Genomic DNA, 22,738 nt, shown 5'->3' with positions numbered 1-22,738 from the left:
TTCCATGGAATGTCGTCAATCCAGGAGCGTGATTCACGCTTGCCTCAATTCAGCGGAATGCCACAAAATGCGGCGATCGGCACGTAAATTAGCAAGAAAAATGATTATATCCCGTTACCAATAGAAAAGGCCGGATCTCCCCGCTGGGGAAATCCGGCCTTGTACAAAATCGTGGCAGCCGCTCAATGCGGCTGCGGTTCAAGGCCGGCTTCGGGCTCATCACCCTTGGCGGCAGGCCGTGCGCCGGCTTTCGGAACCGCCGAGCCGCGGCTTGGCGGCGAATCATCGCCGAGATCGCGCGACGGCTTCTCGCCGCGGATCAGCGCCTTGATCTCTTCACCGGTCAGCGTCTCGTATTCGAGCAGACCTTCGGCAAGAGCGACGAATTCGTCGTGCTTGTCCGTCAGGATCGTGCGGGCCTGCGTATAGGCTTCGTCGATCAGGCGGCGCACTTCATTGTCGATCTTCTGCGCGGTTGCTTCCGAAACATTCTTCGATTGCGAAACCGAATGCCCGAGGAAGACCTCCTGCTGGTTCTCGCCATAGGCAACCTGACCGAGCTGGTCGGAGAAGCCCCATTGCGTGACCATGGCGCGGGCAAGCTTGGTGGCCTGCTCGATGTCGGAGGAGGCACCCGAAGTGATGTTCTCCTTACCGAAGGTGAGTTCTTCGGCAACACGGCCGCCCATCATGATGCAGAGGCGCGACACCATCCACTTGTAGCTCATCGAGTAGCGGTCGCCCTCGGGAAGCTGCATGACCATGCCGAGCGCACGGCCGCGCGGAATGATCGTCGCCTTGTGCAGCGGATCGGCGACAGCGACATTGAGCGCGGTGATGGCGTGACCGGCCTCATGGTAAGCGGTGAGCTTCTTTTCCGCCTCGGTCATGGCCGAGGATCGGCGCTCGGCGCCCATCATGATCTTGTCCTTGGCGTCTTCGAATTCCTGCATGGTGACGACGCGCTTGTTGCGTCTGGCGGCCATCAGGGCAGCTTCGTTGACGAGGTTCATCAGGTCGGCGCCGGAGAAACCGGGCGTACCGCGGGCAAGAACCTTGAGATCGACATTCGGCGCCAGCGGAACGTTGCGGGCATGCACCTTGAGGATGCGCTCGCGACCGACGATATCCGGGTTCGGAACCACGACCTGACGGTCGAAACGGCCCGGACGCAGCAGCGCCGGGTCGAGCACGTCGGGGCGGTTGGTGGCGGCAATCAGGATCACGCCTTCATTCGCCTCGAAGCCATCCATCTCGACCAGCAGCTGGTTCAGCGTCTGCTCGCGTTCGTCGTTGCCGCCGCCGAGACCGGCGCCGCGATGACGGCCGACAGCATCGATTTCGTCGATGAAGATGATGCAGGGCGCATTCTTCTTCGCCTGCTCGAACATATCGCGCACGCGGCTAGCGCCGACGCCGACGAACATTTCGACGAAGTCGGAACCGGAAATGGTGAAGAAGGGTACGTTGGCTTCGCCGGCAACCGAGCGGGCGAGCAGCGTCTTGCCGGTGCCCGGAGGGCCGACGAGCAGCACGCCGCGCGGGATCTTGCCGCCGAGACGCTGGAACTTCTGCGGATCCCGCAGGAATTCGACGATTTCTTCGAGATCCTGCTTGGCCTCGTCGACACCGGCGACGTCGTCGAAGGTGACACGGCCATGCGCTTCGGTCAGCAGCTTGGCCTTCGACTTGCCGAAGCCCATCGCGCCACGCGAGCCGCCCTGCATCTGCCGCATGAAGAACAGCCAGACGCCGAGGATGAGCAGCATCGGCAGCAGCGTTCCGAGATAGCTCAGAAAGCCAGAGGAACCATCGGTCTCCGGACGCGCAGTGACAGCAACGTTTTTGGCCTGCAGGCGATCGAGCAAGCTGTCGTCGATGACAGGCGAATAGGTCTGGAAATTATTGTTATTCTCCAGATACGTTCCGCTCAGCCGATTGCCGGTGACCACGACATCCTTCACGCGGCCCGCATCGACCTCACGCAGGAACTGCGAATAAGGGATTTCGCGGGAGCCCGTCTGCGCCGGCGCCGTCTGGAACATACTGAAAAGGGCGATCAGCAGAAGCGCTATGATCGCCCACAAGGCGAAATTTCGTAAGTTAGGGTTCATTGAACTCCCCAGCACTGGAACAGCCGCCTCATGGCGACCGTCTTATTCGTTTCTAACATAGGGTTGCGCCGAGCGATTGCCAAGGCGAGCCCCCAGGTCAGATGGTTTTTCCGTCAATACTTCTTAAAGGCGGCCTCGCATAGGGCGCCGTCGCGAAAACCGCCGAAAGCCTGTTGGCAAAGATGAAATCAAATCGTGTCAAAAAGCGGTCGAAGGGTGCGAAATAAGGCGTCAGGCTGATCGCTCCGGCGGTTTCCGCAGATAAAGGGACCTCTTGCACGGATATGGCCGGCGCTGAGGCGATGGCGCGCTTCCATGCGGCCTTGGGCAGGGCGCTCCCTAACCCGCCCTCATTCCTGTGCTCGTCACAGGATCCAGCGCGCCCAACTCCTTGGGCGCGGAAGACACCTTGGGCATTGTCCAGTCATTCCCCGCGCCGACGCGCGGTGGCTGGATTCCTGTGACGAGCACAGGAATGAGGGAGGAACGGCCGGCTTGCGCTTCTATGCTCGCATCCGCCCCAGATCTATTGACTGCATTGAACCTCCCATCCCACACCCCCGCCTCCCCGGGCTGCAAGACCAGCGGCAAGATACCCCGGCTTTCGCGCGTGAGATAAAGCCCGTCACGCCTGAGATCGAACACCACCCGGCCGACAGTCATCCGCCCCGGCTCCCCGCCCGCGGCAAATGAGAGAAGGCGCTCCATTTGCACCCTCCCCGGCGCAAACGGCTGTCCGCCGAAAACGGCCGTCAAACGGCCGAGCACATAGTCGAGAACGGCGCGATCCTGCCACAACCCTGCAGACATCACCTGCCCGAGCAGGCCGCCGTGAAGCTTGAAATGACGATCCAGCCATTCCGCTCCCTTGGCCGAAAGAGCCAATCGTTCTTCCCAGACGGTGCGGATATTACTCTCGGCATCTGCCTCGGCCGTAAGCTGCCGCCGGATGCGCACGCGTTCGTATTTCACATCTTCATTGCTGGGATCGTCGATCCACCCCGCGCGCCGCTCTCTCAGGAAAGAGCGTATATCGGCCCGGCTGGAAAAGAGAAGTGGCCGCAAGATCCAGAAACGCCGGTCGAAGAGCACCGCATCGGCAATACCCGTCGAAACCTCCTCCGTTCGCATGCCGCGCATAGCAAGCGTTTCACGCTGATCGTCGAGTGTATGGGCGGTGACGATGACATCGGCGCCAAGCGCTTCTGCCGCTTCGGCTAGCAAGCCATAGCGCGCCTCGCGGGCCGCCGCCATGATGCCGGTTTTCGGCTTGTCGCCCTGCCAGTTCATGATGGCGTGGGCAATGCCGAGCGACGCGCAGAAGGCTGCGACTTCTCGCGCCTCGTCTGCGGAGCCGGCGCGCAACGCATGGTCGACGGTCGCAGCGCATAGGGAAATTTCAAGATGGGGCGCGGCCTTCACGGCTTCATCGAGAAGGAGAAGCAGGCCGGTGGAATCGCTGCCGCCTGATATGGCGACGAGAATGAGTGCGGGGCTTTGGAGCGACGTGAGAAACTGGAGGATCGCCTCTCGTGGCGATCGGGCTTCCGGAGACATGCCGGAAGACCTTAGCAGGCGAGGCGTTTCTGTTCGCTCGCAACCTTGCTTATGACGGCACGCGATGCCTTCGGATACCGCTTCGAGACTTCGCGCAACGTCGCACAGGCCGTCTCGGTATTGTCGAGCGCAGCCAGCGACATGCCGAGCTTCAACAGCATCTCGGGCGCCTTTTCCGACGTACCGTATTTCTGGTGCGCATTGAGGAAGGTTTTGGCCGCCTGATTGTACTTGCCCTGCGAATAGAGCGCTTCGCCGAGCCAGAAATTGGCGTCCGCCGCCCGCGCACTGCTCGGGTAGCGGGTGATGTATTGGGTGAATTCCTGTTCGGCCGTGCTGTAATCGCCGGACAAGACGTGACCATAGGCCGCCTTGTACTGGTCCGCCTCACCGCCGAGCGAGGCAGTCTGCTGCGGCGCGCCGGGATTGGCATCGGGGATCGGACCGGAGCCCACTCCGGCATTCTCGTCGACGCTTCCGCCGACCGGATTGCCGTTCTGATCGAACTCGATCGAGCCGAGCTCCTTCGGCGGCTGGCCGAGGCCGCTATTGCTGGGCACATTGGTGGAGGGAGCCGTTTCGGCTCCCTGCGGTGCTTGGATCACCCTGGCAACGTCATCGCCGCCGGAAGCTGCTGGAGCGGGGTCGGTCTCGCTCTTTTTGACAGGGGCTTTGGCACCGCCGCCGCTGGCACCCGTCTTTTCCAACTGCTGGAAGCGGAATTCATTGTCTTCCTGCTGCTTGCGGATTGTCTCCTGCATCTGCAGCAGTTGGAAGCTCATCTCCTCGATCCGGCCGTTCAGCTGCCGAAGCTGCTCTTCGAGCTGCTGCACGCGAACCTCGGCGTCGCCGCTCTGCACCTTGACAACAGGCGGCACCGCTTGGTTTTCCGCGGACCGGCCGCCGAGATGCAGCCCAAAGAACGAGGCGGAGTAGGCTGCCCTTTCGCTCCCGGTCACAGCCGCGAGGCACAGCATGCCTGCCACGACAAGTTTTTTCATATGTATCGTCCTGTCCCAGTGATTCTTCGCACCTCGATGGCACGAACAGGAGATTTTTCCAATTGCTGTCAAAAAGCAACGGAGTCTGGCCAAAGTGTGGTCAAAAAGAAAGGCGGCCCCCGAGAGGACCGCCTTCCGAAAGCGAATTAATCGGCAGATTACATGCCGGCGCCGCCGAGAACCGTGACCGCGCGACGGTTCTGCGACCAGCAGGAAATATCGTCACAGACGGCAACCGGACGTTCCTTGCCGTAGGAAATCGTCTTCAGGCGCTGCGCCGGGACGCCGCGCGAAGCGAGATAATCCTTGGCGGCAGCCGCACGGCGGGCGCCGAGCGCGAGGTTGTATTCGCGCGTACCGCGTTCGTCGGCATGGCCTTCGACGGTGATCTGATAGTTCGGGTAGCGGGCGAGCCACTGGGCCTGACGGTCGAGCGTCTGCGAGGCATCGGCGCGAATCGACGAGGAGTCGGTGTCGAAGAAGATGCGGTCGCCGACATTGACCGTGAAGTCCTGGGCAGAGCCCGGCGTTGCGGCACCGGCACCGAGGCCGATATCGCCGGCGTTATTCGGCATGCCGCCGTTCTTCTTGGCGCAGCTCGCAAGGGCGAGACCGGCGACAAGCGCGATCATGACGGGGTTGCGGGCGAAATTCTGCATGCGGCTCATTGCCGGGGTATGAATTCGGCTCATGGCCGGTCTCCTTGCGGGTTCATTAGGGTTTCCGGACAGTAACCGCACTCGGTTAACCGCCCCTCAAAGACTATGGTTAACGAATTACTGATTTGTCCCTTGGTCGCCCGGTTCCATGATTCTGGGGCGAGATGAGGGCAGCAGCGCATTGCCTACTCCATAAGCGGCGACCAGGCGGGGTCGGAACCGTAGCTCGGCGTCTTCACAAGCTGCTCGTTGTAGCCGGTGAGATCGATCGAATAGAGCTGCGGCCCGCCGGCACCTGCCGCCTGACGGAAGAACATCAGCACGCGGCCGTTCGGCGCCCATGTCGGGCCCTCATTGTGGAAGCCCGTCGTCAGAATGCGCTCGCCCGAACCATCCGGCTTCATCACGCCGATCGAGAACTTGCCGCCGGCCTGCTTGGTGAAGGCGATGAGATCGCCGCGCGGCGACCAGACCGGTGTCGAATAGGAGCCGTCACCGAAGGAAATACGGGTCTGGCCGGAACCATCGGCGTTCATCACATAGATCTGCGGTTTTCCACCGCGGTCGCTTTCAAAGCTGATGCGCGCGCCGTCGGGCGAATAGGAAGGCGAAGTGTCGATCGCAGCCGTCGAGGTCAGGCGCGTCGTCGTGCGCGAGCGCAGGTCCATCGTATAGATGTTGGAATTGGCGTCCTGCTGCAGGCTCATGATCACCTTTTGGCCATCCGGCGAAAAGCGCGGCGAGAACGTCATGCCCGGAAAATTGCCGACGACCTCACGCTGCCCGGTTTCCAGCTGCAGCAGATAGACCCGCGGCTGCTGGTTGGCAAAGGACATATAGGTGACTTCCTGCCGGCTCGGCGAGAAGCGCGGCGTCAGCACGAGATCGCTGCCATCCGTCAGCATCCGCACGTTGAAGCCGTCCTGATCCATGATCGCCAGCTGGCGCTTGCGCTGCTGCTTGGTGCCGGATTCGGAGACGAAGACGACACGGGTGTCGAAATAGCCTTCCTCACCCGTGATCTGCTTGTAGATCGCATCGGCGATGATGTGAGCTACACGGCGCCAGTTCTCCGGCTGCGTATAGAATTGCTGACCGGTCATCTGCTGTCCGGCGAACGGGTCCCAGAGCCGGAATTCGGCGCGAAGACGCCCATCCGCTTCCTTGGTAACCCGGCCAGTAACCAGTGCCTGTGCATTGATGACCTTCCAGTCCTCGAAACGCGGCGAAGCGTCGGGATTAGAAATCTTCTCGATGAAGGCGGTTTTGTTGATCGGCGCGAAAAGCCCCGAGCGCTGCAGGTCGGCGGCGATGACTTGCGAGACCTGCGCACCCATGTCGCCCTGGAAGTCGGTCACCGCGATCGGCATCGGCTGGACATTGCCTTTTCGGATGTCGAGGGTGACCAGCGCGTTGGCCGGCGTTGCAAAGACGGCAGTGGTCATCAGGCCAACTGCAACCAAAATGGCGCGGAAAAAGGAACACTTTGTCATACCAAACAGCCTTTCAGCATCTATGGAGTCGGATCGCCGGATTCAAAGTGCAGGACGACTTCGTTCCAGGATCTGTATTTATCTTTCGGGAGCATCGGGAATGGCGACGAGCGCTTCACCGCCCGGAGAGCCGCAGCCGACAGGCTTTTTCGAGCAGCTTCGTTGCCGCCCGAGGCTGTTACCGCGGGTGACCCAACGATCGCCCCATTCTTGTCGAGCCGCAGATGGACGGTGATCAAAACTCTGCCGCCGCTCGCCTGCCCGGTAGGAACATTGAAGGAGGAAGCAATTGCGTGCTGTAAATCCATGGCTGACTTCTTTGAGGTCGCCGCGTCGACCGACTGTGCCAACGCCTGAGGCGCACAAGCCAGAATCGCTCCAAGCATGATGGCGGCTGCAAAAGACTTGTTGCCATGGGACAGGTCCGTCAGCATCTAGATTCCCATAGAACTCGGATCGAAATTCAGGTCGAACTCATTCCAAGCCTCATACTTGTCCTTCGGAAGCATCGAGAAGGGGGCAGACTTCATGACAGCTCTATAGGCCCCGCCTTCCAACGCACGGCGTGTGGCATCGCTACTACTGCCGCCCGATGACTCGACTTCTGGCTGACCAATAATATTGCCATCCTTGTCGAGCTTCATATGCACCTTGATGACCATACCGGAAAGGCCTTCCATGCCGGGGGTGACAAGCCAATTGCCCTCGATCAAGCCGCGCACCGCATCTTCTTCGCTCTGGCTGAGCTTGGAACCACCATTGCTCTTCTTCGCACCCAGCGATGCCTCCTGCGTCGAGCGCTTGGAGCCGCCGGCGGAAGGATCGGTCTTGTTTAGCAGAGCCGCGACCTCGTCCGCGTTGAAGTCGCTCTTCATCGAAGACGCAGCCTTCGCCACTTCCTGCTTCTTGTCGGCCTTCTTCTTGTCGGTCGGCGTGTCGGCGGTCTTCGGTTGGTCCGGGGTCTTTTCCGGCGGCTTTTCGGCGGGCTTCTGCGGTTCCGGCGGCTTTACCTGCGGCTTGGCGACCGGGGTCGGCACATTGTCCGGCAGCGCCTCGGCATCCGGCTTCGGCGGTTCCTCGGGCTTGGCCTGTTCTTCCGGCGGTTTTTCCTCCGGCTTCGGCGGCGTCACTTCGACGGGCTTCGGCGGCGGAATCGAAGCGACCTCCTTCGGCTGCTCGACTTCCGTCTCCTCCTTGACGATGTCCTTGACGTCGTTCGGCTTGGGATCGGTCTTCGGCAGGGGCTTTTCGCTGGAATTCGCCGCGGCAGCTTCGCTGTTGCTCGGCTTGGCGTTCGGAACCGGCGGTGTCTTCAGGTCGACATTGTTGTCGCCGGCATTCTCGGCCGGCTGTGCGATCGGCGGCCGTGTCGTCGGCACCGGCGCGGACGTCTCCTTCTTCGGAGCCTTCTTGTCGCCCTGCTGCATCTGGGTGATGGATTCCACCGGCACGAGATCGACCGGCATCGCCTCGAAATCCTCCACCTTGAAGGATTCCGGGGCGCTAAGCGACACCATCGCCCAGGTAAGCACCAGGCAATGCAGAACAGCAGATGTGACGACGCTGGTCTTCATCTTGAACGCTATTGGTCCTTCTTCTGCTGCGTCACGAGGCCGATATTCTTGAAGCCTGCGCCCTGAATACGGGCCATGACGTCGGCGATGACGCCATAAGGCGCTGTCGCGTCACCGCGCACGAAGATCCGTTCGTTATAGCCTGTGGTGGCGATCGCCTCGAGTTTGGCGGCGATCTCTGCGGCCGGGATCGGCGTTTCTTGCAGGAACACTTCGCCGTCGTTCTTGACGGAGATGGTGATCGGCTGCGTCTCGGAATTCAGCGCCTTGGCCTGCGTTTCCGGCAGGTCGATCGGCACGCCGACGGTCATCATCGGTGCCGCGACCATGAAGATGATCAAAAGCACGAGCATGACGTCGACGAGCGGCGTCACGTTGATTTCGGAAATCACGGCCCTGTTCCGACCGCCGCGACGGCGGCGTCCGCCGCCCCCGCCGCCATTGCCTCCAACAGCCATACCCATGTCAGTATACTCCGCTGGTTACTGAGCTGCAGCGCGCGGCTGCAGCTTCTCGTCGATCTGGCGCGAAAGTATGGCGGAGAATTCATCCGCGAAACCTTCCATGCGGCCCGAGAGCTTGCCGGCATCGGCAGAGAACTTGTTGTAGGCGATAACCGCCGGAATAGCGGCAACGAGGCCGATGGCGGTTGCAAGCAGCGCTTCGGCGATACCGGGCGCAACGACCGCAAGATTGGTCGACTTCGAACCAGCGATCGCCTGGAACGAGGTCATGATGCCGACGACCGTGCCGAAGAGGCCGATGAACGGACCGGCCGAACCGATCGTTGCCAGCGATCCGAGACGGGCGCCGAGAAATTCCGATTCGCGTGACAGCGTCACATCCATCGCCCGATCGATACGCATCTGCAGGCCGATCGGCGAACGGGCGCCGCGTTCGAAGGATTTCTTCCACTCGCGCATGGCGGCCACGAAGATCGCCGCCAGCCCCGTATTGTTGCGTTCCGACAGCGATCGGTAAAGTTCTTCCAGCGACTGGCCCGACCAGAACACCTGCTCGAACTTGTCGAACTGGCGCCGTGCACGGCCATAGGCAAGGTATTTGTCGATGACGATCGCCCAGGTCCACACCGAAGCGGCGATAAGCCCGAGCATGACGAGCTTGACGACGATACCGGCCTGCATGAAAAGCGACCAGAGGCTGACGTCCGTCGTTGCTGCTGCCAATCCTACTTGTTCCATTGATCCAAAATCCCCGAATCCAAACGCCCGGTGCTGGACCGGGCGGCACAAAGTGATCTCGCAAGAAGTGTCCGGCGGCCGCCGCCCAAAGCCCTGGTCAAACTTCCAAGCTCATCTTCCGCCTTCTTGCCGTCAAATTTGGTCAAAGGAAGGCGTGCACCGCACAAACTCCGACTTTCCCAGTAAGACACTATTATGGTTAATAGATCGTTAGTGCCTGACTGTGACAGTAAGCCTGTGTTTGGACGATTTCGTTCCATGGTTTACTTGACCGGAGCAAGATCCGGCTGCCGAAAGAGCGCTCATCCTGCAGCGCGGGAATTCCTTCACATAAACCTCAAGTTTTGACAAGGCTGAATTCCGGGCACTTCGCGCCTATAGCGGCGTGCTACCTTCCAGGAATTTCGCCGCCAGCGTTTCCGGCAGCCGCCGCGGCCGCCCTTTAGCGTTGATGACGGCGATGATCACCTTGGCTGATATCAGCAGCGTCTCGCCCGAGCGGATCTGCTGATTGAGCACCATCTTGGCGCCGCCGGCTTTTTCCGTGTGGGTCAGGATCGTCAGCACATCGTCCATGCGCGCCGGGCTCTTGAAGTCGATCTCCATACGGTGGACGACGAAGACGAGCCCCTCCTCGTCGGCGCTGACGAGTTCGCGCTGCTCGACGCCGAGGCAACGCAGATAATCGGTGCGGCCGCGCTCGAGGAAATGCAGGTAGCGAGCGTGGTAGACCAGACCGGAGAAGTCCGTATCTTCATAATAGACCCGCTGCACGAGGCGATGTCCGGCCTCCGTCAGCTCTCCCGAAATGGAAAAAGGGCGCTCCGTCATAATTTTCTCCAAACTGCGGTGCCCTCTTTGGCGCAACGCTTCCCGACAGGCAAGCATTGAATGACCGGTAGGCAGGCATTGAATGCCCAGCCGGTAGGCATTGAATGATTGTCATAATTCCTAACTATTCCCGATATTGAGCGACAGATCAGGAGACGATGTGATGAAGATTGCGGTTATGGGCGGAGACGGTTTCATTGGCTGGCCAACGTCGCTGCACCTCTCCGATGCCGGGCATGACGTTCATATCCTCGACAATCTCTCGCGCCGCTGGATCGACACGGAGCTTGGCGTTCAGTCGCTGACACCGATGGATTCGATCCAGGAGCGCACCCGCATCTGGCATGCCGAAACCGGACGCCGCATCCACTTCAATCTAATCGATCTCGCCAAGGATTACGAACTGCTGAAGAACTGGCTTTCCGAACACCGCCCGGATGCCGTCATTCATTTCGCCGAGCAGCGGGCCGCGCCCTATTCGATGAAAAGCGACCGCCACAAGAATTACACGGTTAACAACAATGTCAGCGCAACGCACAACCTCCTGAACGCGCTGACCGAGCTTAATCTCGACGCCCATCTCATCCACCTCGGCACCATGGGCGTCTACGGCTATTCGACTGTGGGCGCAGCGATCCCCGAAGGCTACCTGCCGGTCGGCATCGAAACCGCGTCCGGCGAGACGGTCAGCCAGGAGATCCTCTATCCCTCCAATCCCGGCTCGATCTACCACATGACCAAGTGCCTGGATCAACTCCTCTTCCAGTTCTACGCCAAGAACGACGGATTGAGGATCACCGACCTGCACCAGGGCATCGTCTGGGGCACGCATACCGAGCAGACGCGCCGCCATGCGCAGCTGATCAACCGTTTCGACTACGACGGCGATTACGGCACCGTGCTGAACCGCTTCCTCATCCAGGCGGCGATCGGCTATCCGCTGACGGTGCACGGCACCGGCGGCCAGACCCGCGCCTTCATCCATATCCAGGATTCGGTGCGCTGCATCGAACTGGCGCTCAACAACCCGCCCGCTCGTGGCGCCCGCGTCGAAATCTTCAACCAGATGACGGAAACCCACCGGGTGCGCGACCTCGCCCTGATGATCGCGGGGATAAGCGGCGGTGATATCGCCTGGCTGCCCAACCCGCGCAAGGAAGCAGCCGAGAACGAGCTGATCGTTCAGAGCGAGAAATTCCGCATTCTCGGCCTCGAACCGATCACGCTGGAAGCAGGCCTTCTCGGCGAAATCGTCGACGTGGCGAAGAAATTCGCCTATCGCGTCGACCGTTCGCGTGTACCGGCCGTCTCCGCCTGGACCAAAGACATCGCCGCGACGATCAACCACGATCCGGAAGGCAAGCGGCTGAAGTCGGTGTCATGAGTGATGGTTTGCTATTGAAGCGCCGCCAGTCCAACGATCTCTCCCTCATTCCTGTGCTCGTCACAGGAATCCAGCGCGCCCAAGTCTTTGGGCGCTGGAGAATCATGCACGGCGCGGACGCGCCGTGGCTGGATTCCTGTGACGAGCACAGGAATGAGGGCGTGCGTGGAGGCGGCTGGCACCAGTGACCTCTACCTCAGGCCTCGCCTACGTCACCCTCGTCACCAATGCCGACTACGCCATGGGCGCCACCGCCCTCGTCCACTCACTGAGGCGGACGGGCACCAGCGCCGACATCGTCATCCTCCATACAGGCGGCGTCGATGCAGCCGCCCTTGCCCCGCTCATGACCCTCGGCTGCCGCCTGATCGAGGTCGAGCACCTGCCGCTGTCTACCGCCTTCAACGAGCGCCACGCCCGCGGCCAACTCCATTCGGCTGCCCCCTTCACCAAGGGCCGCAAGCCGGATTTTCATTCGCCGCTCGACAATTTCTGCAAACTCCGGCTCTGGCAGCTCCTCGAATACGAGCGCTGCGTCTTCATCGACGCCGATGCTCTCGTGCTCAAAAACGTCGACCGGCTTTTCCTCTATCCGGAATTTTCCGCCGCCCCCAATGTCTATGAAGGCCTTGCCGACTTCCGCCGCATGAATTCCGGCGTCTTCGTCGCCACGCCCTCGCAAGACACGTTCCGGCACATGCTCGAAAGGCTCGACAGGCCGGAGAGCTTCTGGCGGCGCACCGACCAGACCTTTCTTGAGGCTTTCTTCCCGGATTGGCACGGCCTACCGGTCTATTTCAACATGCTGCAGTATGTATGGTTCACCATGCCGGAGCTTTGGGACTGGAAGAGCGTTTCGATCCTGCACTACCAGTATGAAAAACCGTGGGAAAAAGATCATCCGAAAGCGGCGCGGCTACAACCTTTGATCGATTTGTGGCACCGTTTCCACGATGGCGGCGATGTGCCCGAGATTGCGGCACTGGCAAATCCGGAAGGGGCAGCATGAAGGTATTGGTATCTGGCGGAACGGGTCTCGTCGGCCGCTATGTCGTCGAGGAACTTCTGAGCGCCGATTATCAGGTGATCGTCGGCGGACGTCGTGCGCCGCCACCCCGCCTTTTTTCCCGATCTGTCGAGTTCGCAGCACTTTCGCTCGATTCCGATAAGGATCAGATCGACATCTTCGACGACGCCTATTTCTTCGTGCACGCCGCCTTCAACCATGTTCCGGGCAAATATCGCGGCGGCGAAGGCGACGATCCTAAGACCTTCCAGAGGCTGAACCTCGACGGTACCGTCCGGCTTTTCGAAGCCGCCAAACGCGCCGGCACGCGCCGCTGCATCTTCCTGTCCAGCCGCGCCGCCTATGGCGAACATCCCGAGGGAACCGAACTCACGGAAACGATGCTGGCCAAGCCGGAAACGCTCTACGGCCAGGTCAAGCTAGATGCCGAACGCGCGCTTGTCCACCTCTCCACCCCGGGGTTTGCCGGCGTAAGCCTGAGGTCGACCGGCATCTATGGCGATTTCTCGCCGAACAAATGGGACGGTCTCATCGCCGATTACCTCGCCGGACGGCCTGTTGTTTCTCGTGTGGGGACGGAAGTTCACGGCCGCGATCTCGGGCATGCGGTCCGGCTGATGCTGGAGACGGAAAGCACCCGCATCTCCGGCGAGATCTTCAACGTCTCAGACATCTCAGTCGACACGCGCGATATCCTTTCACCCATCCGGCGCGCGACCGGCTCTCGGCACGTGCTGCCGCCACCCGCCGACAGGTTGGCGCTCAATCCCATGAAGACGGAGAAAATCCGCGCGCTCGGCTGGATGCCGGGCGGAGCCCCGCTGTTCGAGGAAACGATGCAACGGCTCGCCGCCGCGCTGCCGGCGGCCCCAGTATACAGGTCCACGCAAGTCTGACGTTGCAGGATGCGCCGAATTGCAATCGGGGACCCGGACTGTCGGGGATTGTCCATGCAGGTCGCAACCACCTCTGCCTCCAACATCTTGCGCGGCACGTCTTCAGCAACGGTCATCTCTGCTGCCGGAATTGAGACCGATCAGGGTGTGCTGGAGCTGCATCGCAGCACCAAGGCGCTGCAGCAGATGCGGCAGACTCTGGCGAATTCCGGGGACGAAGCCAAGACGAAGGCAGAACGCAAGCTCGAAGAGGCAAAGCAGCAGATGGAGATGCTTCGCAGCTCCAACATGCCGCCCGAGGTTGTCGCCCGTCTGGCCGCCGAACTGGCGCGCAAGCTCGGCACCGCCGCCTCCGAATTCGCATCGGCCGTCGCGACCGGCAGCCCGGCAGCAGTCACTTCGGTGGATCCAATAACGGATACAATGGCCGCCGCGACGAACGGGATCGAGGCTGCGCCGACAGATATCTCAGGAAAAACCGCGGACGAAGACACCGGCTCGCAAGAGCCGGACGCCGCCGCCAACGCCCGCAAGGCCTATCAAAGCGTTGCCGAGGACGCCCCACGATTCTCGGGCATCTCGGCCGATGATCGAGAAACCATGGAAGAATTCAAAGCGGTCGTACGCGCACTCAAGCAGCTGCTCGAAAACGCGATGCGCGATCTGCGGCAGCAGAACCGGCAGGCCGGGGCGAACGCCATTCCCGACATGGCAGCCTTCTCCATCGCCACCACGACAATACCCACAAGCATCGTCATCTGACCTTCGGCCGCATCCCGCGACAGGGCGTGAAACGGCCGTAGCGTTGTCGCATCCTATATTTGCATCGGACACCCAGCCGTCTATGCTCGCTCGAACTTGTCCTTATCCGGCGGATCGAATGACTGTGAAAGACCTGAAAGCGCAGCTGCGCAACGAACGACTGTCGGCACGCGACGCCATTTCTCCTGAGAACCGCGCCTCCAAAAGCCTTGCGATGGCCGATCATGCCGGCGAAGCGGTTGGCTTTGCGCTGGGCACAATTGTCTCGGGCTTCCTGCCGATCCGTTCGGAAGCCGATCTCAGGCCGCTGATGGCGCGCTTTGCCGTGCGCGGTGCCCGGCTCTGCGTGCCGGCTATCCTCGACCGGCAGACCATCGTCTTTCGTGAGTTGGCGGAGGGTGCGCCGCTTGTCGATACCGGTTTCGGCACGGTCGGCCCTGCGGCGGATGCCGCTATTCTCGATCCGGAAATCATGCTGGTGCCGCTTTCAGCTTTCGATGCCCGCGGCCACCGCATCGGCTACGGCGCCGGCCATTACGACCGCGCCATCAGCCGGCTGAGGCAAAAAGGCCTGCATCCGAAGCTGATCGGCATTGCATTCGACTGCCAGGAAGTGGCACATGTGCCCGACGAGCCGCATGACATAAGCCTGGATGCCATCCTGACAGAAAGCGGCCTTCGCTTTTTTGCCTCTTGGATTGGATAGGGAATGCGGCTGCTTTTTCTGGGTGACATGGTCGGCAAGACGGGACGCACGGCGGTCTGGGACCGCCTTCCCGGCCTGATCTCCGACCTCAAGCTCGATTTCGTCATCGTCAACGGCGAGAATGCCGCCGGCGGCTTCGGCATCACCGAGGACATCTTTATGGAAACGATCAATGCCGGCGCCGACGTGGTGACGACAGGCAATCACGTCTGGGACCAGAAGGAAGCCGTGGCTTTTGCCGGGCGCCACGATCAATTCCTGCGGCCGGCCAACTATCCGCAAGGCACGCCCGGCCGCGGTTCCGGCCTTTTCTATGCCAGGAACGGCGCACGCGTGCTCGTCGCCAATGTCATGGGCCGGGTCTTCATGCATCCGGAACTCGACGATCCGTTCAAATCGGCAGAAGTGATCCTCGACGCCTGCCCGCTGAAGGAGCAGGCCGATGCGATCATCTTCGATTTTCATGCGGAAGCGACTAGCGAGAAGCAGTGCTTCGGACATTTCGTCGACGGCCGCGCCAGTTTCGTCGTCGGCACCCACACGCATGTGCCGACGGCCGACGCGCAGATCCTGAACGGCGGCACCGCCTATATGTCCGATGCCGGCATGTGCGGCGATTACGACTCCTCCCTCGGCATGGACAAGGAAGAGCCGCTCAACCGTTTTATCTCCAAGATGCCGAAGGGCCGCATGGAAGCAGCCAGCGGCCCGGCGACGATCTGCGGTGTCGGCGTGGAGATTTCCGATGCGACGGGACTGGCCGAGAAGATCGCACCGCTCCGCCTCGGACCGCGCCTGGCCGAGACCGTGCCGGAGTTCTGGCGCTAATCCATCCCGCAAGGCGCGCCCAACACGCAATCGTGAGCGTCCTCAGTCTGGACCGCTGCGACCTCATGCCGCATCCTCCCGCCGCCAATTCCAAGTGGTAGAGCGCCGGAGGGCTGGCATGAAGCCGCAATATCTCGTCCTCGCTATCGCATGCCTTACGGCCTTCGCCGCGGCGGGTTCTGCCGGAGCGCAGGAACAGCGAACGCCCGTCAGCCAGTGCCAGGCGATCGCTGAGAATATCCCGAAGGTCACCTTCGCCAGCTTTTCCGGCGCCGCGCCGTTGACGCCTGCCGTCTCCGAGGGAGAAGAGGTCAAATTCACTTTCCTCGGCCATTCCACCTTCGAGATCGACACCCCTGGCGGCATCGTCATCGCCACAGACTACAACGGCTGGTACAGGCCGGCGACGATGCCGGATGTCGTGACCATGAACAAAGCGCACCCGACCCACTATACGTTGACGCCCGATCCTGCGATCAAGCATGTGCTGCATGGATGGAGCGACGTTCCAGGTGAAAAAGCCAATGTCGATCTCGTCATCGGCGATGCCTATATCCGCAACGTTCCGACGGATATCCGCTTCAGCTACGGCCTTGGCGGCTCGCAGGAGAACGGCAATTCGATCTTCATTTTCGAGATTGCCGGCCTCTGCATCGGCCATCTCGGACACCTGCACTACGAACTGACGGATGCCCACTATACCGAGATCGGCCGCCTCGACGTCGTCATGGTTCCTGTAGACGGCGGCCTCACCATGGGCGCCGACAGCATGAGCCGCGTCATCAAGCGGCTACGTTCGTCGCTGATCCTGCCGATGCACCGGCGCGGCCCGCCAGTCGAAGCATTCGTCTCGATGTTCGGCAAGGATTTCGACGTCACCAATGCGCCCGATGACAGTATCACCGTCTCCATGCGCACTCTGCCGAAAAAGCCGCTGATCTATGTGCTGAAGGGCGTGCAGTAAAAAGCCCGGCGGTTTTGCGTCCGGGCTTTGCCGCGTCAGGCGAATTGCAGGTGACGCTTGATGCCGACATCAGGGACCGTGTCGTCATCGAGATTGGCCTTGGCGATCTCCCAGCCGAATTTCAGCTTGTTGCCGGTCGAGACCCAGATCTCGGCATCGTCGACATGCAAAGCAAGCATGGTGAGCTTCGGATCCTTCTTGCCGCCGTCATACCAAGCAGCGACGATCGAACTCCAATATTCCTCGATTTTGGCAGGGTCGGGACGCACGTCGATCACACCGGCAAGGCAGGCGTGATAGTCGTGATCTTTGCCGATAACGCAGAAATGCGCGCGGCTGCCGGGCTTGATGGCGCGCACGATGTCGGCATCGGCCTTGGTGTAGAACCAGATCGTGTTGGTGGTGGGATCGGCATGCGGCGCCATTGGCCGCATGTGCATATCGAGCCCGGAAATTCCGAGCATGCCGGCATGAACATCGTTGACCTGATCCCAGAGCTGACGTGCTGGCTGTTCCTGCGCATCGCTGAGACTTGCCATGACCGTTCCTTTCCGCTGGATGGAGTTCTTGAAACGTCATCCCCTCACCTTTGTTCCAAACTGCTTTTTCCTTGAAAGGGTGCGGTTTCGCTCTTATAAGGCGGCCCATTCCGAACAATGAGACGTGAACAGGGGTGCCATGGCTGGCCATTCACAGTTTAAAAACATCATGCACCGCAAGGGCCGTCAGGATGCCGTGCGGTCGAAAATGTTCTCCAAGCTTGCGCGCGAAATCACCGTAGCCGCCAAGGCCGGCCTGCCCGACCCGATGATGAACGCCCGTCTTCGCCTGGCGATCCAGAACGCCAAGGCCCAGTCGATGCCGAAGGACAATATCGACCGCGCCATCAAGAAGGCAGCCGGCGCCGATGGCGAGAACTACGATGAAGTCCGTTACGAGGGTTACGGCCCCGGTGGCACGGCGATCATTGTCGAGGCCCTGACAGACAACCGCAACCGCACCGCTTCCAATGTCCGCTCGATCTTCACCAAGGCCGGCGGCGCTCTCGGCGAAACCGGTTCCGTTTCCTTCTCCTTCGACCATGTCGGCGAAATCACCTACAAGCTTTCCGTCGGCGACGCCGACAAGGTGATGGAAGCCGCGATCGAAGCCGGCGCCGATGATGTCGAGACCGATGAAGACGGTCACTACATCACCTGCGCCTTCGAAGCCCTCGGCGAAGTCTCGAAAGCGCTGGAATCCGGCCTCGGCGAAGCCGAAACCGTCAAGGCCGTCTGGCGTGCCCAGAACAATGTGCCGGTCGACGAAGAAAAAGCCCAGTCGCTGATGAAGCTCATCGACAGCCTGGAAGATGATGACGACGTGCAGAACGTCTATTCCAACTTCGAGGTCTCGGAAGAAGTGCTGGCCAAGCTCTCGGCCTGATTCTCTTAAAACGATCTTCCATGGAAAACCCGGCCGTGGCGCCGGGTTTTTTGTGCCAAGCCGCGCGTTGCGAACCTATGCGGCCACCCGCATGAAGTTTCCCAGGCCCGCGAACAGTTCCACCGATCTCAGCCGTACCTCGATATCATGGATCGGCATGGAGATGATCACCTCGTCGGCCTGTGTTTCCTTGAGAAACGCCGTCAGTTTCGCCTCCGCCGTCGTCGGCGACCCGACCACGGCGTAACGCAGGGTGTGTTCGACATTCATCTTCTCCATCGGCGACCAGAACGCCTCCATATCGGCCGACGGACGCGGGAACGGGCCGCGGACATTGCGGCGCAAGTTGACGAATTGCTGCTCGGCGGAGGTGAAATGATAGCGCGCCTCCTCATCAGTCGCCGCCACCGCGCCCATGACGCCGACCATCACATAGAGCTTGTCGAGCGTCGCCGAGGGCTGAAAGCGGTCGCGGTAGATCGCGATCGCGTCGAGCAGCATGTCAGGCGCGAAATGCGAGGCGAAGGCATAGGGGAGCCCAAGCATGGCGGCGAGTTGGGCGCTGTAGAGGCTTGAGCCGAGCAGCCAGATCGGGATGTAAGATGAATTGCCGGGAACCGCGAGGATCGCCTGATTTTCGACCGGCGTGCCGAGCAGTTGCTGCAGTTCCACAACGTCGTTCGGAAAGCTGTTGGCGCCGGCCTCGAGGTTGCGCCGCAGCGCCTGCGCCGTGCGCATATCCGTTCCCGGAGCGCGCCCGAGGCCGAGATCGACGCGGCCGGGGAAGAGCGCCTCGAGCGTGCCGAACTGCTCGGCGATGACGAGCGGCGAATGATTGGGCAGCATGATTCCGCCGGAGCCGATGCGGATGCGCTTGGTGGCGGCGCCGACATGGCCGATGACGACGGCGGTTGCCGCACTGGCGATCCCCGGCATGCCGTGATGTTCGGCGAGCCAGAAGCGCTTGTAACCGAGTTCCTCGGCCTTCTCAGCCATCCGCGCCGAACTCTCGAGCGACTGGCGCACGCTGCTGCCTTCGGCAACGGGGGAAAGGTCGAGTATGGAGAAGGGAACCATGGGAAACCTGCCGGCCAGTTGAAGGATGCAGCCTATGTAGGTTCGCACCCGCACCATTCCAAACCGAGCGTACAAAGAAAAAGGGCCGCGCCAACGCGACCCTTTTGCAATACTCGGAGACAGTCGCTACCGGTGACGGCGCAGCACGTGCACCTCGGCGCTGGGCTGGTGGTGGCCAGGGGGCAGCGTGAAATTGCCGAGCTGGCGGTCCATCTCCAAGGCTTCCGTCGCCAGCCTGTGGATCGCCGCCGTCGTTTCCTCGACCATCGAGGCATTCTGTTGTGTCATCGCGTCAAGCTCGGCGACGGCGCTGTTGATCTCACGCAGTGTGTCGGCCTCTTCGCGGGTCGCACCCATGATGTCGTGGATCTCCCCGTTGATCGCCTCGACATGGGCGCCGATGCCGGTCAGCGCTACTCCAGCCCTTTCCACAAGCGCCACGCCGCTTTCGACCTCATGCGTCGATTTCTGCAGTAGGCTGGAGATCTCCTTGGCCGCGCTCGACGAGCGCTGGGCGAGTTCGCGCACTTCCATGGCGACGACAGCGAAGCCCTTGCCCGATTCACCGGCGCGCGCTGCCTCGACGCCGGCATTGAGCGCCAGGAGGTTGGTCTGGAAGGCGATGTCGTCGATGACCGAGATGATCGTGTTGATCTGGCGCGAGGATGTCTGGATCGCCTCCATCGCTGCGATCGTCTCGCGCATGATCTGGCCGGAGCCGGTCGTCTCCTTCTTGGCGTCGCGGGCGATGCGCTCGGCCTGTTCGGCCCGCTCGATCTGCCGGCGGACGGACTGGGTGATGGCGCTGATCGCATTCGCCGTCTCGGTGATCGAGCCGGCCTGGCGCTCGGTGCGGCCGGCGAGCTCGTCGGCGCTGGTGCGCATTTCCTCGGAGCCGGCACGCACCGCCATCGAGTTGCCGCCGATGGCCGTCATGGTTTCGCTGAGTGTCGCGAGCGCCTCGTTGAAATTGATGCGCAGGCTTTCGAGCTCGTTCGGGAAGCGCGTATCGATCTGGTAGGCAAGATCGCCGCTCGCCAGGTGATGCAGACCTTCGTCGATCGCCTCGACCACCTCTTGCAGCGTCTTCGCCTCGGCCTCGCGCTCGGCCAGGTTCTGCTGGCGATCCTGCTCGGCCTGCAGGCGCGTCTCTTCGCTGGCGGCTTCGAGTTCGCGGCTTTCGAGCAGCGACTGCCGGAAGCGGGCGAGCGCATTGGCCATCGTGCCGATCTCGTCCTTGCGGTTCAGGCTGCCGATCTCGCTGTCGAGCTTGCCGTCGGCGACGTCGCGGGTCACACCGGCAAGCCGCGCAAGCGGCGAGAACAGGAAGTTGGTGACGAGCCCGGTGGCGATTGCCATGACGACGAGCACGCCGATGCCGATCATCGTCAGCAAAGTGGCGATCTCGATCGAACCGGCATTGAGCTCACTGAGCAGCACGCTTTCGACCACGAGGAAACGGTCGCCACGATAATCGATACCGCGGACATAGGCGCGGGCCGCCCCATCCGCTCGGCTGAAATCGGCAACCGTCATCGCCGAACTGGCAAGCGCGTCCTTGATGAAGGTGAAGGGTGTCGCATCGAGCGTCGCAAGCCTGCCGTTCGCGTCGAGCCCGACAGCCGACCCATCGCCGGAAACGATCGCCGCCCGCGCCGTGCTGTCCTGGACAATGCCTTTGGCCAGGATGCTGGTGACGATGTCGTCGCGCACCTTGAACAGGATGATGCCCTTGGCCGCCCCGAGCTTGACGATCGGCACGGCATAGAAGATCGCCGAATTGCCGCTGGCGGCATCGACGCGAAGGCCGGAAAAACCTGTCGGTGCGGCATCATCCGTCGCCTTGGCGGTATTCTCGATTGCCTTGGCGAAAGCGATACCGGCACCGGTTGCCTTCCACGCATCCGTCTTCAGATTCTCGGCGAAGTCGTCCTGCTTCTTGTAGGAATAGATGACGGTGCCGTCGAGATCGGCGATCAGCAGATCGCTGAAGGCGGTATCTGCGAGATCGCGGGCGACTTCCCCCTGCGTCTTTTCATGGTTCGAATAATAAAAGCCGCTCGGTCCTTCCGGCTTCATCAGTTTCTCACGCTGGTCTGCGGGGTTGGGATTGCTGGTGATGAAAACCTTCTTCAACTCGGCGCGGGCATCGCCGGAGGTTTTCTCGATCGTCTTCCAACCGCTTTTCAGGCTGGTGATCGACATCTGCAGCGCTTCGATGCGTGCAATCGAGGTCGCCTGGTTTTCAAGCTGCGTCAGTTGGTCCTGCAGCATGTCGCCGCGAAAGATCAACACGCTCTCCTTGGCTTTCAGCGCCTGTTCGTCGGAGATCCGGCTGCTGGCAAAATAGGCAAGCACGTCGATCACTGCGATCGACAGCACAGTCAGCAGAATGAATGTGGCAATGACCTTGAAGGACAGGGACTGAAATCTCTTAGCCATGTACGACGAACCCCTTCTGACACGCCCGCCGGCGTGGGCACGCAGCGCATGCCTGATCGACCGATCTTTTAAACAGAACATCGGGGGGCTTATCTCCTTGCGACACGAGACCCCCTTTGTATTTGACACTAGAATTCAAGCATCTGTTTTAATTCGCGGTAAATGGAGCGGCTTAAATCCGAGAATGTTTTTGTTTTGTTCACATATCGGTGGCAGTTATTTCGCAGTCGCTATAGGTTGAACCATGCAAAATACGATTCGCATCGTCGGCATTGATCCCGGCCTTCGCCGCACCGGCTGGGGAATCATCGACACACTTGGCAATTCCCTGCGTTTTGTCGCCTCCGGAACCGTGACCTCCGACGGAGACATGGACCTTGCCTCCCGCCTCTGCCAGCTGCATGACGGCCTGGCGGAGGTCGTCCACACCTACAAGCCAGATGAAGCCGCCGTCGAACAGACCTTCGTCAACAAAGATGCGGTGGCGACCCTGAAGCTTGGCCAGGCCCGCGGCATCGCCATGCTGGTGCCGGCGCGCGCCGGACTGCGGGTCTCCGAATATGCCCCGAACGCCGTAAAGAAGGCCGTCATCGGCGTCGGCCACGGCGAAAAACGTCAGATTCACATGATGTTGAAGATCCTGATGCCGAAAGTCGAATTCAAGGGTGATGACGCCGCCGACGCCCTGGCGATCGCCATCTGCCATGCCCACAATCGCGGCAGCAACCGGATGCGGGAAGCGCTGGCCGGCTAGTTCGTTCTTGACTTGTTCTAACAGTAAGGATAATTCTTACTT

The 22,738-nt window shown here is 61.1% G+C and carries 22 protein-coding genes and 1 pseudogene; 10 read left to right on the top strand and 13 right to left on the bottom strand.

What is annotated here, in order from left to right; translation table 11 throughout:
- Positions 1-182 precede the first annotated feature (182 nt).
- The 10 genes and pseudogenes from ftsH to ybgC all read right to left on the bottom strand — a co-directional run bounded on the left by ftsH (position 183) and on the right by ybgC (position 10,431).
- Positions 183-2,114 (bottom strand): ATP-dependent zinc metalloprotease FtsH, encoded by a 1,932-nt coding sequence (gene ftsH, locus ACS4RS_RS11605; protein ID WP_439010855.1) that lies wholly within the window; start codon positions 2,112-2,114, stop codon positions 183-185.
- 97 nt (positions 2,115-2,211) lie between these two features.
- Positions 2,212-3,671 (bottom strand): annotated as a pseudogene (gene tilS / locus ACS4RS_RS11600) (tRNA lysidine(34) synthetase TilS).
- Positions 3,672-3,682: 11 nt separating this feature from the next.
- Complete coding sequence (gene ybgF, locus ACS4RS_RS11595) at positions 3,683-4,672, bottom strand: tol-pal system protein YbgF (RefSeq protein ID WP_439010856.1); 990 nt, start codon at positions 4,670-4,672, stop codon at positions 3,683-3,685.
- Between the two features lie 158 nt (positions 4,673-4,830).
- Entirely contained in the window at positions 4,831-5,364 is a 534-nt protein-coding gene (gene pal / locus ACS4RS_RS11590) for a peptidoglycan-associated lipoprotein Pal (RefSeq protein WP_097629248.1), read from the bottom strand.
- A 152-nt stretch (positions 5,365-5,516) separates the two neighbouring features.
- Positions 5,517-6,824, bottom strand: a complete 1,308-nt coding sequence (tolB, locus tag ACS4RS_RS11585) for a Tol-Pal system beta propeller repeat protein TolB (protein ID WP_439010857.1) — start codon at positions 6,822-6,824, stop codon at positions 5,517-5,519.
- Positions 6,825-6,844: 20 nt separating this feature from the next.
- Complete coding sequence (locus ACS4RS_RS11580) at positions 6,845-7,258, bottom strand: hypothetical protein (RefSeq protein ID WP_449313659.1); 414 nt, start codon at positions 7,256-7,258, stop codon at positions 6,845-6,847.
- Positions 7,259-8,398: a hypothetical protein gene (locus tag ACS4RS_RS11575; protein WP_439010859.1), complete on the bottom strand. Its 1,140-nt coding sequence runs from the start codon at positions 8,396-8,398 to the stop codon at positions 7,259-7,261.
- An 8-nt stretch (positions 8,399-8,406) separates the two neighbouring features.
- Entirely contained in the window at positions 8,407-8,862 is a 456-nt protein-coding gene (tolR, locus tag ACS4RS_RS11570) for a protein TolR (RefSeq protein ID WP_003542730.1), read from the bottom strand.
- An 18-nt stretch (positions 8,863-8,880) separates the two neighbouring features.
- Positions 8,881-9,600: a protein TolQ gene (tolQ, locus tag ACS4RS_RS11565; protein ID WP_003582115.1), complete on the bottom strand. Its 720-nt coding sequence runs from the start codon at positions 9,598-9,600 to the stop codon at positions 8,881-8,883.
- A 375-nt stretch (positions 9,601-9,975) separates the two neighbouring features.
- Positions 9,976-10,431 (bottom strand): tol-pal system-associated acyl-CoA thioesterase, encoded by a 456-nt coding sequence (gene ybgC / locus ACS4RS_RS11560; protein ID WP_097629244.1) that lies wholly within the window; start codon positions 10,429-10,431, stop codon positions 9,976-9,978.
- Positions 10,432-10,594: 163 nt separating this feature from the next.
- On the opposite strand from ybgC, the gene ACS4RS_RS11555 reads away from it, so the two are divergent.
- The 8 genes from ACS4RS_RS11555 (at position 10,595) to ACS4RS_RS11520 (ending at position 16,998) form a co-directional block, all read left to right on the top strand.
- Positions 10,595-11,815, top strand: a complete 1,221-nt coding sequence (locus ACS4RS_RS11555) for an NAD-dependent epimerase/dehydratase family protein (protein ID WP_439010860.1) — start codon at positions 10,595-10,597, stop codon at positions 11,813-11,815.
- Positions 11,812-12,003 (top strand): hypothetical protein, encoded by a 192-nt coding sequence (locus tag ACS4RS_RS11550; protein ID WP_449313658.1) that lies wholly within the window; start codon positions 11,812-11,814, stop codon positions 12,001-12,003. Before ACS4RS_RS11555 ends, ACS4RS_RS11550 begins: the two co-directional genes overlap by 4 nt.
- On the top strand, positions 12,000-12,824 hold the full coding sequence (locus tag ACS4RS_RS11545; protein ID WP_439010861.1) for a glycosyltransferase: 825 nt from the start codon (positions 12,000-12,002) through the stop codon (positions 12,822-12,824). The genes ACS4RS_RS11550 and ACS4RS_RS11545 overlap by 4 nt, the downstream gene beginning before the upstream one ends.
- Positions 12,821-13,738 carry an NAD-dependent epimerase/dehydratase family protein gene (locus tag ACS4RS_RS11540; protein ID WP_439010862.1) on the top strand — a complete coding sequence of 306 codons (918 nt, stop codon included), beginning with the start codon at positions 12,821-12,823 and terminating at the stop codon, positions 13,736-13,738. The genes ACS4RS_RS11545 and ACS4RS_RS11540 overlap by 4 nt, the downstream gene beginning before the upstream one ends.
- Before the next feature lie 54 nt (positions 13,739-13,792).
- Complete coding sequence (locus ACS4RS_RS11535; protein ID WP_439010863.1) at positions 13,793-14,500, top strand: hypothetical protein; 708 nt, start codon at positions 13,793-13,795, stop codon at positions 14,498-14,500.
- A gap of 118 nt (positions 14,501-14,618) precedes the next feature.
- Positions 14,619-15,206 (top strand): 5-formyltetrahydrofolate cyclo-ligase, encoded by a 588-nt coding sequence (locus ACS4RS_RS11530; RefSeq protein ID WP_116407160.1) that lies wholly within the window; start codon positions 14,619-14,621, stop codon positions 15,204-15,206.
- 3 nt (positions 15,207-15,209) lie between these two features.
- Positions 15,210-16,034, top strand: a complete 825-nt coding sequence (locus ACS4RS_RS11525) for a TIGR00282 family metallophosphoesterase (RefSeq protein WP_439010864.1) — start codon at positions 15,210-15,212, stop codon at positions 16,032-16,034.
- Between the two features lie 118 nt (positions 16,035-16,152).
- Positions 16,153-16,998: an MBL fold metallo-hydrolase gene (locus ACS4RS_RS11520; protein ID WP_439010865.1), complete on the top strand. Its 846-nt coding sequence runs from the start codon at positions 16,153-16,155 to the stop codon at positions 16,996-16,998.
- 35 nt (positions 16,999-17,033) lie between these two features.
- Here ACS4RS_RS11520 and ACS4RS_RS11515 read toward each other — a convergent pair whose 3' ends face one another.
- Positions 17,034-17,537 carry a pyridoxamine 5'-phosphate oxidase family protein gene (locus ACS4RS_RS11515; protein WP_439010866.1) on the bottom strand — a complete coding sequence of 168 codons (504 nt, stop codon included), beginning with the start codon at positions 17,535-17,537 and terminating at the stop codon, positions 17,034-17,036.
- Between the two features lie 139 nt (positions 17,538-17,676).
- Between ACS4RS_RS11515 and ACS4RS_RS11510 the strand changes: the two genes are divergently transcribed.
- Complete coding sequence (locus tag ACS4RS_RS11510) at positions 17,677-18,423, top strand: YebC/PmpR family DNA-binding transcriptional regulator (protein WP_439010867.1); 747 nt, start codon at positions 17,677-17,679, stop codon at positions 18,421-18,423.
- Positions 18,424-18,498: 75 nt separating this feature from the next.
- Here the strand turns inward: ACS4RS_RS11510 and ACS4RS_RS11505 are convergent, their stop codons facing one another.
- Together ACS4RS_RS11505 and ACS4RS_RS11500 are read right to left on the bottom strand one after the other, a co-directional pair.
- On the bottom strand, positions 18,499-19,500 hold the full coding sequence (locus tag ACS4RS_RS11505; protein WP_439011847.1) for an MsnO8 family LLM class oxidoreductase: 1,002 nt from the start codon (positions 19,498-19,500) through the stop codon (positions 18,499-18,501).
- A 126-nt stretch (positions 19,501-19,626) separates the two neighbouring features.
- Complete coding sequence (locus tag ACS4RS_RS11500) at positions 19,627-21,942, bottom strand: methyl-accepting chemotaxis protein (RefSeq protein WP_439010868.1); 2,316 nt, start codon at positions 21,940-21,942, stop codon at positions 19,627-19,629.
- A gap of 244 nt (positions 21,943-22,186) precedes the next feature.
- Here ACS4RS_RS11500 and ruvC point away from each other — a divergent pair, with 244 nt between their 5' ends.
- Positions 22,187-22,696: a crossover junction endodeoxyribonuclease RuvC gene (gene ruvC, locus ACS4RS_RS11495; RefSeq protein ID WP_449313657.1), complete on the top strand. Its 510-nt coding sequence runs from the start codon at positions 22,187-22,189 to the stop codon at positions 22,694-22,696.
- Positions 22,697-22,738: the final 42 nt, after the last annotated feature.

The sequence above is a fragment of the Rhizobium sp. F40D2 genome (genome assembly GCF_051810745.2).
Taxonomy (GTDB): domain Bacteria; phylum Pseudomonadota; class Alphaproteobacteria; order Rhizobiales; family Rhizobiaceae; genus Rhizobium.
The sequence above is the reverse complement of the archived record's forward strand: the minus strand, read 5'-3'. Positions and strand labels throughout refer to the sequence as shown.